Genomic DNA, 17315 nt, shown 5'->3' with positions numbered 1-17315 from the left:
ACCAATCCTTCCATGACTCCCCAGAAAGAATCCGGAAAAGAGGGCCTGAAAATCCTGCTCATGCTCGCCAGCGTCATCGTCATCACGGCCGGGCTGCAGGCGGGGAAGCCGGTGCTGCTCCCCATCGTCCTGTCCGGCTTTCTGGCGATCGTCAGTTACCCGCTGACCACTTTTTTCAAGGGCCGTCTTCGTTTTCCGCACTGGCTGGCGGTAACCTTCACGGTGATCATGGACTTCGGCATTCTTGTGGGCCTGGCCTATCTGGCCCAGTACCTGGGGCAGGACCTGGCCCGGACGGTCACGGTCAAATACCAGCCCCTGATGATGGAGAAAATCCACGAACTCCGCGCCTTCCTCATTGAACGTGACTGGAACAATCTGGCGGACCAGATGCTTCAGGAACTCCCGGACCTGCTCAACGGGCAGCGCATCGTGGCGTTCTCCACGGGGGTGATGGGGCAGCTCGCCTCCATGCTGACCTTCACCACCCTGATTCTGATCCTGATGACCTTCTTCCTGGGGGAAGCCCCCCGCTTCCGGATGAACATCAACAAACTGGGCAACAACAGCGACACGGGAATCCGCAAATTTTCCAAAGCTCTGGCCGGAGTACAGAAATACCTGATTATCAAGACCTTCATTAGCGCAGCCACCGGACTGCTGGCCTTCCTGCTTTGCTACTACATGAAGGTGGACTTCCCGCTGCTGTGGGGCATCGTGGCCTTCGCGCTCAACTTCATCCCCACCTTCGGCTCCATCATCGCGGCCATTCCCCCCACCTTGCTCGCCATGCTCCTGATCAGCCCCACCGCGGGCATCATCGTAGCCGGCGGCTACCTGGTGATCAACACGGTCCTGGGGAGTTGCCTGGAACCCATGCTGCTGGGCCGCCAATTCGGCATCGTGACAAGCATGGTCCTGCTTTCCGTCATCTTCTGGGGCTGGGTATGGGGCCCCATCGGCATGCTGCTGGCCGTCCCCATCACCATGCTGATCAAGCTCGGGCTGGAAAGCTCCAAGGATCTCGCCTGGATCGCCCAGCTCATCGACAACCCCCCTACGCCCAGATTCCCGCTCCCTCCTCTCCATTCCGGGAAAACCAACGAAAGCACAACCAAGGAATAATCCATGCATTCATTCGCATATAAAAACGGCACGCTCTACTGTGAAAACGTCAACCTCCAGGAACTGGCGGACAAGGAAGGCACCCCCCTGTACGTCTACAGCAAGCAGACCATTCTGAACCATTTCCACCGCCTCAGGGAAGCCCTGGCGCCCCTTAACGCGGAAGTGGCCTACGCCGTCAAGGCCAGCTCCAACATCGCCATCCTGAACCTCATGGCCCGCAATGGCGCGGGGTTCGACATCGTTTCCGGCGGAGAACTCTTTCGCGTCCTCAAGGCCGGGGGGACCCTTCCAAATGCACCTATGCCGGCGTGGGAAAAACAGAGGCGGAAATCCGCTACGCCCTGGAACAGGGCATTTACTGCTTCAATGTGGAATCGGAGACGGAACTGCGCGCCATTGACGCCATCGCCGCGTCCATGGGAGTAAAGGCTCCGGTAGCCGTGCGCGTCAATCCCAATGTGGAGGCGGGAACGCACAAATACATCACCACCGGGAAGGCTGAAAACAAATTCGGCGTGGACTTTGAACTCATTGAACCTCTTTACGAGATGGCGGCCCGCGAACTTCCGAACCTCCAACTCAAGGGCCTGCAGATGCACATCGGCTCCCAGCTCACCCAGGCGAAACCCTTCCTGGAAGCCGTCAGGAAAGTGGCTCCGCTGGCCGCCGCGCTGAAAGAAAAGCACGGCATCGAATTCTTCTCCATCGGCGGCGGCATCGGCATCGTTTACCAGGATACGCTGGATTCCGGCGTCAAGGAATGGTGGAATGAAGACTGCGCCCAGCTCACGCTGAGCACTTACGCCCAGGCCGTCGTTCCCACCCTCCAGCCTCTGGGCCTGCATATCATCGTGGAACCGGGACGCCTCATCGTGGGAAATGCGGGCGCGCTCATCACTCGCTGCCTGTATGAAAAGACTGGAAAGGCCAAAACCTTTAAAATCGTGGATGCGGGCATGAACGACCTCATCCGCCCCGCCCTCTACCAGGGGTATCATGAAATCATCCCGGTCAGGGAACACCTCTCCGAATCCTGCATTACCACGGACGTCGTCGGCCCCATCTGCGAATCCGGGGACTTCCTGGCCCAGAACAGGGACATGACGGACGTGCGCCAGGGAGAACTCCTGGCCGTGCTGTCCGCCGGCGCCTACGGTTTTTCCATGTCCTCCAACTACAATTCCCGCCCCATGGCGGAAGAAGTGCTGGTGGACGGAAACCAGTGGAACGTCATCCGCAGCCGCCAGACCTGGGAAGACCTCATCCGGGGGGAATCCATTCCGGAATAACCTCCCGCGCTTCATCTTTCCCCACTTTCAAAGGGGCGTCTCACGAAGATAAAAACCGGAGGAGGGACGTCCCTTTTCCTATTATTCCATGTTGACGGAAAAAATCATTTTCCCTTTCCTCCACGCTGTCGCTTCACTTTCATCCTTCCGGCGGCAGCGCCGCCTTCAGTAATACTAATTCGGTTCCATGCCATCATTGGCCTGCCAGGGGAACATGACGGCATGGAAAATCCTTCCACCCGGTACGGGACGAGAAAAAGATATTTTCTCGCCTCCCTGGCCGTATACTGGAAATGAAATACTACCTGCGGACAGCATGCGGCATCATCCTGGGAACAATGGCCTGTGTGCAAGGCCTGGGAGCGACGGCCCATCATGACAGCTGCATTCAGGAAGGCTGGAAAGAAGAAATTCCCCAGCCGGTTTACCCTGACAAAGACCTCGTGGATCTTTACCATAAAACATGGGAAATCACGGCCGGACGGGTAAGAAAAGGCCCTGAGGGCCTCCCCGGGTCGCCCTACATGGATGAAAACTGTTACGAAGACCAAATCTGGATTTGGGATACCTGTTTCATGGTGCTCTTTGCCAAGTATGCGCCGAACTCATTCCCCGGAGAGGGAAGCATGGACAATCTGTACAAACCCATTTGGGATAAGGAAAAAACTCCGCTTCGCATTCACCTCGTGGACAATCCTCCGTTGTTCGCATGGGTTGAAAAGGAATACTACGACTTTACCGGAAACAAAAACCGCATCCATGAAATCCTGAATCGGAAACAGTACCTTCAAAAACATTTTGACTGGTTTGCCAATGCCAAAGCGGGAGAACGTTTCGAATGCTCTCCCCAAAACATCCACCTGAACGCCATTGGTGAAGATGGTTTTACATGGACGGGGGGCGCCAGCGGAATGGACAACACGCCCAGAGGCCGGGACGCAGGCGGCTACAATAAGATTCTATGGATTGACGCCATTTCCCAGCAAGCCCTGAGCGCACGCTGCATGGCCCAATTGGAACAATCACTGGGCAATGCAGGCGCAGCCGGGAAATGGGAGGCCGTCTACCGCAAGCTGAAAGACAAAATAAACGAACTGTACTGGGATGAGCAGGACGGGTTCTACTATGATGTGGCGATAGAAAGCAGGCAGCCCTGCCGCATCAGGACAATGGCCTCCTACTGGCCGCTTTTAGCCGGAGTTGCTTCGCCGGCCCAGGCGGAAAAAATGGTAAAATACCTTCGGGACCCGCAGGAATTCGGTGGAAACTACCCGACGCCCACCCTTTCCCGCAGGGATAGGGATTACCATGACCAAACCGGGGATTACTGGCGCGGCGGCATCTGGCTGCCCACCACGTACATGACTGTCAAGGCGCTTGAAGAATACGGCTACCATGAGGAAGCCGACATGATCGCTGAAAAAATCATCCGCCAGCAGCTTGCCGCTTACCACGGCATCAAACCGCACACGATATGGGAATGTTACAGCCCCAGTGCCAACGAGCCGTCTACCGAACATGGCCGCAGGGCCCGTCCGGAATTTTGCGGCTGGTCGGCGCTGGGCCCCATTTCCCTCTTTATTGAAAACGTTCTGGGATTCCATAAGGTTTCTGCACTCCGGAATGAAATCCAGTGGAGATTGAAAAGGGAGAAAGGCAGGCACGGATTAAAAAATCTTCATTTCGGGACGACTACCACCGACATCGTTTTTGACGGCAAAAACACCGTTGACGTCACAAGCAACAACCCTTATTCCCTGGTGATTAACGGTAAAAAATACGCCATCAAGCCCGGAACCGCCTCCATCACCCTGAAATAACACACCCGGCCGGACATTCCCGGATCTCCAAAAAAATCCGTGCCACGGCCTCAGCCCTGCAGCTTTCCGGTCCACCCCGGCACCGGAGACAGGACTTCTTTATTCCCTCCAGGGCAAATCCCGTAAAGCCGCCTTGTAAACACCCGCGGAATATACTATTTACGTTAAAATTTTCCCTCCCTTTTTTCCTCATGTTTTCCAAAAGCCTCTTTCTAGCCGCAGGCCTCCTGTCCGCGTCCGCCGCCTTCTCCCTGCCCTCCAAACCCGTACCGGGCGACCCGGCCATCATCCCCCTCCCATCCGCGCTGGACGTGGAAAAAAACAAGCCGGGATTTCTGGTCAGCAACACGCTGCCTGTTTCCAAAACGGGAGACAAAAGCTGCATTGCCTCCTTCGTGACGGGGTTCTCCAACAACCTCCGGCAAATCAAGGTAAGCCCGGCTCCTTCCGCGGCCAATGCCGTACAAATCATCCTGAAAAAAGACGCTTCCCTGTCTCCGGAATGGTACTCCATCAAGGTCTCCACGCAGGGCATCACCGTCTCATGCACGTCTCCCGCCGGAGCTTTCTATGCGGCGCAAACCCTCAAGCAGTCTCTGGAAAAGGATGCCGCCGGCCACTGGGCCCTTCCCTGCATGACCATCACGGACAGTCCGCGCTTCACGTGGCGCGGCATCATGATTGACAGCGGCCGCAATCCCCGTTCCATCGCGGAGCTGAAAACCATCATCGACCTGCTCGCCTGCTACAAGGTAAACACCATCCACTGGCACCTGACGGAAGACCAGGGCTGGCGGCTGGAAATCAAAAAATATCCCAGGCTCACCTCCATCGGCGCCACCCGCCCGGAAAGCCCCATTCCCGGCAACCGCAACAAGGGAGACGGCAAACCCTTCACCTTCTTCTACACCCAGAAGGAAGTAAAGGAGCTGGTGGACTACGCCAAACGCAGGCACGTCACCATCGTGCCGGAAATAGAAACGCCCGGCCACGCCGCGGCCGCCATCACGGCTTATCCCGAATTCGGCAACAAGGACATCCCCGGCTACAAGCCCCGGGTGGCGACGCGCTGGGGGATCCTCCCTTTCACGTTCAGCCCCACGGAACCCACCTTCAAATTCATTGACGGCATCCTAGAAGAAGTCTGCCAGCTCTTCCCGGATTCCCCCTACATCCACATAGGCGGAGACGAAGCCCCCAAACAGCAGTGGAAAAACTCCCCCCAGGCCCAGGAAGTGATGAAGAAAAACGGCCTGAAAAACGAACAAGAGCTCCAGAGCTACTTCATCCACCGCGTGGAAAAGCTGGTCAACGCGCGCGGCAAGCAAATCATCGGCTGGGATGAAATCCGGGAAGGCGGCCTTTCCAAGACGGCCACCCTGATGGTCTGGCATGATCCCGGCATTGCCCGGGAAGCCATCAAGCACGGAAACAAGGTGATCATGACTCCCTTTGAAAGCACGTACCTGATCCGGCAGGAAGGGCCGCATCCGGAAGGCCCCGAATATGAAATGGCGACTTTCTCCACCATTCCCCTGCAAAAAGTCTATAACATGAATCCCGTTCCGAAGGGGCTCACCCCGGAACAGGAAAAAAACATCCTGGGCGTGCAGGGAAGCTGCTGGAGCGAATACATGACCACACTGGCCAAATGGCAGTACATGGTATTTCCGCGCATGTTCGCCATCGCGGAGCTGGGCTGGACGCAGCCTGGCCGCAAGGACTTCACAGACTTCAAGGAACGCCTGGACAGGCACAAGCCCTTCCTGGACGCGCAGCGCGTCAACTACCGGACGGACTCCGGAGAACCGGCGCAGCCGGAGGCGAAAATGATCCGCGAATGACCATGTCCCGCAAGAGCTCTGCAACCCCTGCGCGCGCCTGAGTTCAGCCTTGCCCTCCCGAAAAAAAACACCTATCATGTCCCCGTTATGCCAATAGCCACACCAGAACAATACATTACCATGCTTGAAACGGCCAAGAAGGAAGGCTATGCCTATCCGGCCGTCAACGTGACCACGATCGAAGTGATCAACGGCGCCCTCCGCGCCTTCTCCGAAGCCAAGAGCGACGGCATCATCCAGGTTTCCATCGGCGGCGGCAAATTCGCCTCCGGCACCTCCATCGGCAGTTCCGCCCTTGGCGCCATTGTTCTGGCGGAAGCCACGCGCCGCCTGGCTGAAAAGCACAACGTGCTTGTAGCCCTGCACACGGACCACTGCCAGCCCGAACACGTGGACACCTTCCTGCGTCCCCTGATCGCCGAATCCCGCCGCCGCGTGGAACGCGGTGAAGCCCCCCTCTTCAACTCCCACATGCTGGACGCCTCCACGCTGCCCATGGCTGAAAACCTCAAGCTTTCCCGTGAACTGCTGAAGGAATGCGCCGAACTGGGCATCGTCCTTGAAATTGAAATCGGCGTCGTGGGCGGCGAAGAAGACGGCGTGGACAACTCCGGCCACCCCGCTGACAAGCTCTACACCTCTCCGGAAGACATGCTGATGACGTATGAAGCCCTGGCCCCCCTCGGCAAATTCATGCTGGCCGCCACCTTCGGCAACGTGCACGGCGTGTACAAGCCCGGCCACGTCAAGCTGAAGCCCAGCATCCTGCGCGACGGCCAGGAAGCCGTGGTCGCCAAGCACGGCGAAGCGGCCCGCATGCCCCTCGTTTTCCACGGCGGTTCCGGTTCCGAACTCTCCGACATCCGCGAAGCCGTTTCCTACGGCGTAGTCAAGATGAACATCGACACCGATACGCAATACGCCTTCACCCGCCCGATCGTCTCCCACATGTGCGAACACATCAACGGAGTGCTCAAGATTGACGGTGAAGTGGGCAACAAGAAGGACTACGATCCCCGTTCCTACCTCGCCAAGGGTGAAAAGGGAGTCGCCGCCCGTCTCCAGGAAGCCGCAGACAACCTCATGTCCGCCGGCAAGACCCTCTTCGGCAAGATATAAACAGCCCTTCAACGGCTTTGATGCAATGCCCGGTTTCCCCAAAGGAACCGGGCATTTTTTTCGCTCTTCGGACTGCGGATAAGAAATCCGCCAACTGGACGACAGCGGAACATTTTCTTTGAACCATCCATTTAATGGGAGGTTTGGAAGAAAAAAAAGCAGGGGCGTTCTTTTCCCATCGCTCTGCAATCCTCCTTTCTCCTGCTGCTACCCTTTCTGCCTCAAAAAAACATGTTGTCTGCGGATTTCTTATTCGTTAATGTTCGTTCGACTTTAAGACTGACTCCTTTTCGACATGAGCAACGAACTCCGCATTTTTCCCCCGAGGTCCACTCTCCACACAAAACAACGCTGAAAGCGGTCCTCTCCACAGCTGCAGGCCGGGAATTCCATCAATACATGGATATTGAATCCACCGGAAACGTGGACATTGACAAAGACGACTTGGCGGACGCCTGGTGCATCTTCTTCATCCATAAAATGATGGAAACGGGCGGCGAATTCTCCGTTACAGGGCCGGGGCGCCTGTCCCGTTCCCTGCTGGTCAATCTGGACCGCTACGCGGAAGCCTGGAACCGCTGGATGCCCAACGTCTTTCACCGCGTCACCATCCATGCCGCCGAGCGAGACGACTCCGCTGTTCCCCAACGGGACGAAGCCATTTCCTGCTTTTCCGGCGGTCTGGACGCCTGCTTCACCGCCTACCGCCACCGGAAAGGCTTGGCAGGCCCCCAGACCCTTAATCTGACGGCCTGCGTGATGTTCCAGGGAGCGGACATTGCGGAAAACAACCAGGAACACTTTGACAAGGCTTTCTCCAAGGCCAGAGAATTGCTGGAAGACATCGGCATCTGCCAATTCTACCGCATCCGGACCAATTTCCGGAACATGGGGATGGATTACGAAATGACCTACCATACCATGCTGATGGGAGGAATGCGCGTTTTCACCTCCCGCTTCGGTTACTTCATGGCGGGCAGCGAAGGGTCCTATGACTCCTTCTCCTACCCCTGGGCCTCCAATCCCATCACGGACCACTATCTAGGCTCCCACAGCAAGGAAGCCGTCACGGACGGCATGGGGCATGATCGTACGGAAAAAGCCGGACTCATCGCGCAGTGGGATAAGGCCATGGCCCTGCTGAGATGTTGCTGGGAAGGTAAAGACGCGTCCGGCAACTGCGGCGTATGCACCAAATGCCGCCTGACCATCATGAACTTCATGGCCATGGGAGTGCCCAGGGACAAAATAACGTGCATGCCGCGCAACGCCATGAATGAAGATATCTCCCAAATTCAGTTTAACCGCCCTTTCCGCGTCCTCTATGCCCAGGAAATACTCAAGCATGCCAAGGCCAACGGACTGGGGCAGGAGCCCTGGGCGGTCACCTTGGAACGGCGGCTGGCGGAAAGGGATCTTCCGCCAACCGGCATGAGACATAAAATCCGCCAACTCTTCCAACACTCATGATCACGATTAACCATCCATCCGTACAGACAGAGGGAAATGCGGTTACCATCTCCTATCCCATTCTTCAGGACGGCCACGCGCCGCGCACGCTTTCGTTTACGGTAGACTCCCGTTTCCGTGACTTTTTGAATCCCGGCAGGGCGGATGGAGCCCTTGTGGCCCTGCTTCCATGGATTTCCCAGCAGGGCGGTCAGGTTCGCGTTCTTCCCGCCATCTCCGCGCACCTGTACCACTTCGGCATACGGCTCCTCTCCCATATCCTGACAGGAATAGGGCCTTTCCTGAAACCCGTTGAACTGGCGGGAGAAGTTCACGCGGAAGTTCTTTCCCCCATTCCCGGCTGCCGCATTGGTACGGGCGGGTCCCTGGGGGTGGATTCCCTGTGCACTATCGCGGAGCTGGAAAAGGCGGGGACGCCTGTCACCCACCTGTTCCACAATAACTGCGGCTCCCATTGGGGAAACCGGGAACTGCTTGAAGGCAGACGAAAGCTCAGCCGGAATTTTGCTGAAAAAAACGGTATGGAATTCGTCTGGATGGATTCATCCCTGTACGATTTTTATGGCAACGAGGGATATTTGAACTGGTTTCCCTTTTTGGATTCCGGCAGTGTGCTTGTCCTGAATGGATTAATGAATTCATACTGGACTTCCGCCACCTATCATATCAATCATCCGGATTTCACCACCAGGGACCGGAGGGATTACTGTGAATTCCATCTTCAATCCCACATTCTATCCGCGGCGGAAACGGAACAGGTACGTTTCCACCTGCATGGCCTGGATTTGGCAAGGTATGAAAAAACAGCCATCCTTGCCAATTATCCTCCTGCCTGCGACTTCCTCAATGTTTGCCTGGAACGCGCTTTCAACTGCGGCACATGCTTGAAATGCCGCCGTACGATTTCCCAGCTTTATCTGCTTGGTCATTTGCAGGAATTTTCCAAGGTTTTCAACTTGAGGGCTTTTCAAGACAAGCCGCTGCGCTTCCTCGCAAAAACGATTGTTCATTCAGGCCACTTCCAGCAGGAAATGCTTTATCTCTTGAAGCATTCCACAGTCCTTTCCCCATCTGAAAAACGGCAGGTATGGTTCCACTGCATCAGAAAGCAGCCTTCCCTGTTGTCCCGAAGTTCCCAGTAACCCAACCTCCTTCCGATTCCGGTTTCCCATGGCTACTTCCCAGCTCATTCCACAACAACAGGTCGATATTCAACCCAATGGGACTTCCCGCCTGTATTGCGATTTTATTTCTCCCGGTTATAACTGCCGGGTATGGGTAGACCTCGCACCCTTCGACCAGGCCCCCACAGTGGAAAACAATTTTGCAGACGCATGGATCAGGATGCTCATTTTTGAAATGATGCATGTCGGAGGCCGTTTTGAAGTGAAAGGGGCCGTCAGTCTTACTCTGCTTCGGAATTTGGAGCATTTCATGGAAGCCTGGTCGCAAATGCATCCTGAGTATCTTAACGTGGTAGATATCAAGCCGGACCGGATTATAGACGACAGAAACGCGCCGGTGGACGATTCTGCGGTTGCCCTCTTTTCCCAGGGGCTGGATGCGACCTTCGCCTTGTACAGGCATGCATCCCCACATCGGAAACCGCGGTATGATTCCCTGGATGTGAAAGCCTGCCTGCTGGTACAGGGCGGAGACCGGGGACTTTACGAAGAACCCCTGTTCCTGCGCTGTTATGAAAAAGCTCTCTCTACGATTGAGGAACTGGGCATCACGCGCCTTCTGCGCTGCGGAAGCAATTATCCTGAAATTTTCCCTCTGGATACATTCTGGAACAACCAGCTTAACTGGGGATTTCACTGGCAACTGGTTCATCTGGCGGCTTTGACAGGCATGGCATCCTTTTGGCAAAGGGATTATGGCAATGTACTGGTGGGGAGCACCTATCCCTATTCATCCGGCGTAGTGGATTTTGGCTCCAACTTTGTGACGGCCCCCCTCCTTTCTTCCCGGCGATTCCGTGTGTATGAAGAAGGCTGGGGATTCACCCGGAGCCAGAAGGCAAAATTGGTCAGCCAATGGGAAAGAGGACTGCGCAACCTGAGAGTATGCTGGCACTCCAATCCGGATCAGGACAATTGCGGAGTATGCGAAAAATGCTTCCGGACCATCCTGAATTTCAAGGCCTCCGGAGCTTTTTATTTACGCGATATATCTTTGGATGAAATTCGCGACAAGGAGATATGGAATGAACACATCTTTTACGAATACCAGACCATTCTGGAAGATGCCGAAAAATGGGGAACTTCTCAGGAACCGTGGGCTCAGGCATTAAAGGAAAGGCTGTCCCTGGGTGTGTACCCGGCGCCCAAGCCATTGACTTTCCCTCAACGGATGGGAAAGAGAATCAAACACTTCCTGTACTATAAAAAAGAAGATGCGGCCAGCGTCCGCATCAAGATTCTTGGCCTTCGGATCTATAAACGTAAAAAAGAGGGTCCCCTGCATCAAAGCCGCGAATGATAAAGCCTGTCGCCATGCAAGCGCGCGGCGGCCATAAATATCCTCAAACCACCCGCTTCTTGCAAATCCGCAAGCCGCAGACCTTGACACGGAGCACTCCGTTCTCCTCCTTGCGGTAATAAAGGTACTTGGACAAAGCGGCGGCTTTCCCTATCTGCCGCGCATGCTTCGCCTTCCTTTCCCGGCAGCGGTCGAGGTCCGGTACAGTCAAAACCTTCTCCAGCCAGGGAAATTCACTCAACTCATTCAACAGATGTACGCGGGGAAAACGCTCCCGCAGGGACAACTCATAAATTCCGGAAATTTTGCCGTAAACATTGTCCATCAGAAAAACCTCCTTGCCCAGAAGAGCTCCGGAAATGCCCAGATGGAGCCTGTCCGTCAAGATGGCGTCAGGCTGGTCCAGCGCCTTCAAAAGCCAGCGGGTATAGGCAAAAGCGTGTTCCACCTCATCAATCACGCGTACGGAATACACGGAAAGGTCCGTATTCAAAGGGAGTTCCTTCAACGCTTGAGCGTGGCCGGTACTTTCCGGATCATCTCGCAGGCAAACGGCAAGCTTTCCGGCGCCGGGCAACGCTACCAAGGAAGTCTTGACATCCCTTTTCATGCGCTTGCCCCACGCCCGTTCCTCCATCTCCAGAAAAGGCAGCCTGACGGGCCGCTTCTTCAGCATCTCGGGCTCCGCGGCCACGGCCATGTCATCCGCCAGCAGGAATCGCGCCTTCCCATTCCTTGACAGGCAGTAGTCATAACTAGCCCGTTCCCGGCAAAACACGGTAAAACGTTCATCCAGCACATCCACCAGTTCATCACAATCCCTGAAGCTCTGGGGCAGGATCACGCACTTCCGGAGGCGCGGATCCGAAAAAAGGCGTACATAATGAGGCAGCATGCCAAAATAGGGGACAAAACCTCCCCCGCCGCCGTAAACCAGCGTTATTTCCTCCTTTCCTGCAGGGAGTTCCGGGCCGCATGAACTGAAATTCAGCTCTTCCCTTTCAAACAGGGCGACCGTGGAAGCGGCAATCAGGGCATCCCCCACATTCCCCTGGTTCATCATGTAATGGAACGGCCCCAGCTCACGCAGAAGCTCCATCATCGCGTGAACAGGGACAGGGGAACAGGAAATCCGGCTACAATCCATCGCCCTGATTCTACCTTACCGGCCATCAGGACGCAACTACATAGGACGGGGTCGCCTCTCCGGCGTTCCGGCACCTCTAGTTGCCAGCTTTGCGGGACTCCCTCACGCGGTCATTGGCGTTCAGGATGCGCTTGCGCAGGCGGATGAAATGGGGGTGGCTTCCACCAGTTCATCAGGCTCAATGTACTCAATGGCGCGTTCCAGGGAAAAGGCGACGGGAGGGGAAAGCTGGATGCCGTCCCCCTTCGTGGCGGACCGGATGTTGTTCAGGTGCTTTTCCTTGCACGGATTGACCGGCATATCCATCTGGCGCGGGTTTTCACCAACGATCTGGCCTTCGTAAATATCTTCCTGCGGCCCTACGAACAGACGTCCGCGTTCTTCCAGCGCCACCAGCGCGAACGGCGTGGAAACGCCCGTTTCCATGGAAACCAGGGTGCCGGTGGTACGCGTGGTGATATCCCCGGCGTAGGGGCCGTAATCCCGGAACAGGTGGGAGAAAATGCCGTGGCCGGACGTCAGGTTGACCAGCTCAAACTCAAATCCGATGATGCCGCGGGTGGGAATATAGGCCTGGATGAAGGTGTGGCCCGTGCCCTCCTTGGAAATCATGTCTTCCATCTGTCCCTTGCGGGCGTGCAGAAGCTTCATGACGCCGTTGGCGTGCTCATCCGGAACTTCCACGTAAATCGTTTCATACGGCTCCGTAAGACGGTCACCTTCATCCCTCTTCATGATCACGGTGGGACGGGAAACGCACAGTTCGTAATTCTCGCGGCGCATGGTTTCCACCAGCACGGCAATCTGCATGGCCCCGCGGGCGGAAACGGAGAAAACGCCGGCCTTGTCCGTATCCTCCACCTGGATGGAAATATTCGTCCGCATCTCTCTCATCAGGCGATCGCGAATCACGCGGGAAGTTACATTCTTGCCGTCGCGTCCGCCGAAAGGCCCGTTGTTGATGGAAAACTCCATGGAAATGGTGGGCGGGTCAATCGCCACAAACGGGAGGGGCTCCGTATCCGCGGAACCGCCCAGGGTCTCACCGATGTTCACGTTTTCAAACCCCGCCACGCCTACGATGTTGCCCGCCACGCCGATGGCCGAATCCGTGGTGCCCAGGCCGGAATATTCAAACATGCGGGTCACCTTGCCGGAAATGCAGGTGCCGTCGCTCTGGTGAAGCCATACGGTATCCCCCTTCTTCACGGTGCCGGAGGTGATGCGGCCAATGGCCACGCGGCCCACGTAGTCGTCCCAGTCAATATTGGAAACGAGCATCTTGAACTCCCCTTCCGGATCGGCATCCTTAGGAGCGGGGATGTGCTCCACAATCTTGAACAGAAGAGGCGTGCAGTCCACAGGAGGTTCCCCCTCCATGGAATTCATGAAATAGCCGTCGCGGGCGGACCCGTACACAAAGGGAGCTTCAAATTGTTCGTCCGTGGCGCCCAGTTCCAGGAAAAGCTCCAGCACCTGGTCATGCACGGCGGCAGGGTCGGCATGGGGGCGGTCAATCTTGTTAATGACCACAATGGGCATCAGCCCTTCCTGAAGGGCCTTGCGGAGCACGAAACGCGTCTGGGCCTGCGGACCTTCAAAAGCGTCCACCACCAGCAGCACGCCGTCCACCATCTTCATCACGCGCTCCACTTCCCCGCCGAAGTCCGCGTGGCCGGGGGTATCCACAATGTTGATCGTGTAGCCGTTCCAGAGGATGGAAGTATTCTTGGCCTTGATTGTGATGCCCTTTTCACGTTCCAGGTCCATGGAATCCATGGCGCGTTCCTGCACGGCCTGGTTGGCCCGGTAGGCTCCCCCGCCTGCAAAAGTTGGTCGACCAGGGTCGTTTTCCCATGGTCAACGTGAGCGATAATGGCGAGGTTGCGGAACTTGGAAGGGTCTGACATTGCGCGCGAGAGCTAAAAGCACTGGAAAATAAATGTCAAGCCTGCTCCATGAATACCTCCATATATTTTTAACGCGCGCGTGCCTCTCCCGTTGCAGGTGACGGAACTTTTGTTCTCTCCGGTGAATTTATAGCTTCCCCCTCTTCAAATGGGGCTATCCTGCTCTGGCATAAATAATTTCTAAATTCTAGACAACGATGAAGATTTGGTTAGATGGAAAGCTGGTGGAACAGGAGGAGGCCAAGACCTCCGTTTTTGACCATGGTACGCTCTATGGAGACGGCATTTTTGAAGGTATCCGGTTTTACAACAAGCGCGTCTTCCGCCTGGAAGACCACATGGACCGCCTGTACAACTGCGCCCATTATCTGCTGCTGGACATTCCCTATACCCGGGAGGAACTCTCCAACGCGGTATGCGAAACGGCGGCGGCTTCCGGCCTGAGCGACGGCTACATCCGCCTGGTAGTTACCCGCGGCATTGGCAACCTGGGGCTCAATCCCTTCAACTGCAAACGCCCCAGCGTCTTCATCATTGCGGATAAAATCTCCCTGTACGATCCCGCCGTGTATGAAAACGGGCTGCCCCTGATCACCAGCTCCGTGCGCCGCAACCGTCCGGACGCCCTCTGCCCCCAGGTCAAATCCCTCAACTATCTCAACAACATCCTGGCCAAGATGGAAGCTGTGCGCCAGGGCGTAGCGGAAGCCCTGATGCTGAACGATCTGGGCAACGTGGCCGAATGCACGGGAGACAACATCTTCATCGTAAAAGACGGAGCCGTCTTCACGCCGCCCGTCACGGACGGCTGCCTGGACGGCATCACGCGCCGCGTGGTGCTGGAAATCTGCCGGGAACTGCAAATCCTGGCAGAAGAAAAAACCATGAACCGCTTTACCATCACCTGCGCGGATGAATGCTTCCTGACCGGCACGGCAGCGGAATGCGTCCCCGTCACCAAACTGGACGCCTACCAGCTGGGTTCCGGCAAAATCGGTCCGGTGACCGCCCGCATCCTGGCCCGCTTCCAGGAACTGACCCAGACCACGGGAACAGCCTTCTAAAGCCTGGCATTTCCTTTTTGATAGCAAAAACGGCCCCTCCTGTCCGACGGGGCCGTTTTTTTGCGCCACTGCATCAAAACCCGAAAGCGGCGCAACGCCATTCCATGAAATGTTCAGCTTGAAATCCACAGGAGGAGTGAAGCCGGAACATGAACGGATCAAACGCCTGTTTTTACAGTACGGACCATCAGGAAACACGGTAAAAGAACACATCACCCCGGCATAAACGGAATGCGCTCACCCGGGAATGAATGCCTCCCGGCCTTTAGGGCATACTCCACTCCAGAGCGAAGCGAAAGGATTCTTTAAAAAGCCGTCTCCGCCTTATCTCCCACGCACAAGGACAAAACCGGACACGTTCCGCTTCTGCCCCCATACCGGAACCGTTCCAGCCAGGAAAAAGGCGGGATTACTTCTTCTTCGGCAATCCGGTTTCCGGATCAAACTGCTTGGCCTGCTGGGCGTGCTCCTTCGTCTGGTAGAAACGGACGTAATCAATCAGGAACTTCACGGGATAACCCTGGCCATCCTTCGGAGCCTTTTCACACCAGTTGCCGCCCACGGCGGAATTGAGAATGAGGTAAAACGGCGTACGGAACGGATTGCCCGCCTCATTGGCATAATTAGTGGTATTCAGATCAATGGATTTCACCAGCTTGCCATCCACCATCAGCTTGATGGAATCCTTGTCCCACTCCATGACATACGTATGAAAATCATCGGAGAGGTTATCAATCTTCACCGTGCCTCCGCGGGAAGCATCCTTCTTGGACACGCCGTCCGGGCTCAAATGGAAGGTGGAATAAACCACATCCGGCTGCTGGGAAATATTCTCCAGCATATCAATCTCTCCATTGACGGGCCAGCCCCACTTGTTCTTGCCAAGCAGCCAGATGGCAGGCCAGATGCCCTTGGTTCTGGGAACCTTGGCCCGAACTTCCAGTCTGCCGAACATGAAATTCTTCGTCTTGATCGTCGTCACGGAACCGGACGTGTAGGGCATGAATTTGGTATTCTTAATCCAGTCCGACGGACTCTTCTTGTAATTGATATTGGCGAACTTCTCAAAGTGGGTCTCCAGGACCAGGCAGCCGTCTTCCAGCCTCATGTTCTTGGGCCGTGCTGTATAGGTCTGCTGGGACCCCTGATTGCGTATCACGCCCAGCTCCGGCTTCCACTTCTTGGCGTCTATCTTGGACCCGTTGAACTCGTCACCCCAAACATAAACCCATCCGCCGGGAAGGGTCTTCGGAGGCTTGGCGTCTTCTCCCTTTACGGACATGCACAGGCATGCGGCCAACAACACGGCAAACAGGCTCTTCTTCATACGGACCAATACTGTACTTGGAACCGCAGCCTTTCAAACAAAATACGTCCGGACGGGCGCCTTTTCCCTCCCTTCCCTTGCAGGATGGCGGAAATACCCTGTAAAATGGATAGAAACTCTCTTCCGCCGCATGCTATGATTACGGTATGAAGACCACTCCTTCACCCCGTGGCCGGGCCCTTCTTCATCAAACCCCCGTGGGGGCCATCGTCATCGTGGAAAACGGAACGGCCGTCACGCACGTTTTCTTTAGCCGCTTGGTGCAACCGGAGCATGTGGAATGGGAGGAAACGCCCCTGCTGCGCCAAACAGCCAGCCAACTGGACGAATACTTTCAAGGTGCCCGCCGCATGTTTGACGTGCCCCTTTCTCCGCAGGGAACGGAATTTGAGCAAACGGTCTGGAAGGCCCTTCAAACCATCCCCCATGGGGAAACCAGAAGCTACGGCGATATCGCCCGGCAAATTGGACAGCCATCAGCCGGCCGGGCCGTGGGGCATGCCAACAACCAGAACCCCATCAGCATCATCATTCCCTGCCACCGGGTCATTGGAGCCAATGGAAAACTGACCGGTTATGCGGGCGGCCTGACTATCAAGCAATATCTGCTGGAACTGGAACAGGGTGCCGTGGCTCCCTTCATGCTGTTCCCGGATGCGGAACGCGCCCGATGGAATACCCCTGCCAGCTCGTGAAAACGGCGGAAAAGCTTG

General features: G+C 56.0%; 11 protein-coding genes and 2 pseudogenes. 10 read left to right on the top strand and 3 right to left on the bottom strand.

The genetic code is table 11. The annotated features are described in order from the left end of the window. Positions 1-12: 12 nt before the first annotated feature. From PVA48_RS06575 to PVA48_RS06540, 8 genes and pseudogenes are all read left to right on the top strand, one after another. Positions 13-1125, top strand: coding sequence for an AI-2E family transporter (locus PVA48_RS06575; RefSeq protein ID WP_102727344.1), 1113 nt, complete (start codon positions 13-15; stop codon positions 1123-1125). Between the two features lie 3 nt (positions 1126-1128). Next, positions 1129-2417: pseudogene (gene lysA / locus PVA48_RS06570) on the top strand (diaminopimelate decarboxylase). 293 nt (positions 2418-2710) lie between these two features. Next, complete coding sequence (locus tag PVA48_RS06565; RefSeq protein WP_180973724.1) at positions 2711-4237, top strand: amylo-alpha-1,6-glucosidase; 1527 nt, start codon at positions 2711-2713, stop codon at positions 4235-4237. A 191-nt stretch (positions 4238-4428) separates the two neighbouring features. Further along, a complete protein-coding gene (locus PVA48_RS06560; protein ID WP_102721575.1) occupies positions 4429-6081 on the top strand; it encodes a beta-N-acetylhexosaminidase in 1653 nt (550 codons plus the stop codon). 87 nt (positions 6082-6168) lie between these two features. Then, positions 6169-7200: a class II fructose-bisphosphate aldolase gene (gene fbaA / locus PVA48_RS06555; protein ID WP_102721576.1), complete on the top strand. Its 1032-nt coding sequence runs from the start codon at positions 6169-6171 to the stop codon at positions 7198-7200. Between the two features lie 399 nt (positions 7201-7599). Next, positions 7600-8670: a hypothetical protein gene (locus PVA48_RS06550; RefSeq protein WP_102721577.1), complete on the top strand. Its 1071-nt coding sequence runs from the start codon at positions 7600-7602 to the stop codon at positions 8668-8670. Beyond that, on the top strand, positions 8667-9812 hold the full coding sequence (locus PVA48_RS06545) for a hypothetical protein (RefSeq protein ID WP_022396367.1): 1146 nt from the start codon (positions 8667-8669) through the stop codon (positions 9810-9812). The genes PVA48_RS06550 and PVA48_RS06545 overlap by 4 nt, the downstream gene beginning before the upstream one ends. A gap of 28 nt (positions 9813-9840) precedes the next feature. Continuing rightward, a complete protein-coding gene (locus PVA48_RS06540; RefSeq protein ID WP_146021061.1) occupies positions 9841-11154 on the top strand; it encodes a hypothetical protein in 1314 nt (437 codons plus the stop codon). A gap of 43 nt (positions 11155-11197) precedes the next feature. Here the strand turns inward: PVA48_RS06540 and PVA48_RS06535 are convergent, their stop codons facing one another. After that, positions 11198-12256: a polysaccharide pyruvyl transferase family protein gene (locus PVA48_RS06535; RefSeq protein ID WP_180972958.1), complete on the bottom strand. Its 1059-nt coding sequence runs from the start codon at positions 12254-12256 to the stop codon at positions 11198-11200. A gap of 121 nt (positions 12257-12377) precedes the next feature. Beyond that, positions 12378-14211 (bottom strand): annotated as a pseudogene (gene typA, locus PVA48_RS06530) (translational GTPase TypA). A 197-nt stretch (positions 14212-14408) separates the two neighbouring features. Between typA and ilvE the strand changes: the two are divergent. Beyond that, positions 14409-15275, top strand: coding sequence for a branched-chain-amino-acid transaminase (ilvE, locus tag PVA48_RS06525; RefSeq protein ID WP_102721580.1), 867 nt, complete (start codon positions 14409-14411; stop codon positions 15273-15275). 409 nt (positions 15276-15684) lie between these two features. Here ilvE and PVA48_RS06520 read toward each other — a convergent pair whose 3' ends face one another. After that, positions 15685-16602: a glycoside hydrolase family 16 protein gene (locus tag PVA48_RS06520; protein ID WP_102727942.1), complete on the bottom strand. Its 918-nt coding sequence runs from the start codon at positions 16600-16602 to the stop codon at positions 15685-15687. 146 nt (positions 16603-16748) lie between these two features. Between PVA48_RS06520 and PVA48_RS06515 the strand changes: the two genes are divergently transcribed. Continuing rightward, complete coding sequence (locus tag PVA48_RS06515; RefSeq protein WP_102727941.1) at positions 16749-17297, top strand: methylated-DNA--[protein]-cysteine S-methyltransferase; 549 nt, start codon at positions 16749-16751, stop codon at positions 17295-17297. Positions 17298-17315: the final 18 nt, after the last annotated feature.

This window comes from Akkermansia sp. JRP_AM1 (assembly GCF_049262625.1).
Classification (GTDB): Bacteria; Verrucomicrobiota; Verrucomicrobiia; order Verrucomicrobiales; family Akkermansiaceae; genus Akkermansia; species Akkermansia massiliensis.
Note: the sequence above shows the minus strand (reverse complement) of the source record. Positions and strands in the feature narration are given on the sequence as shown.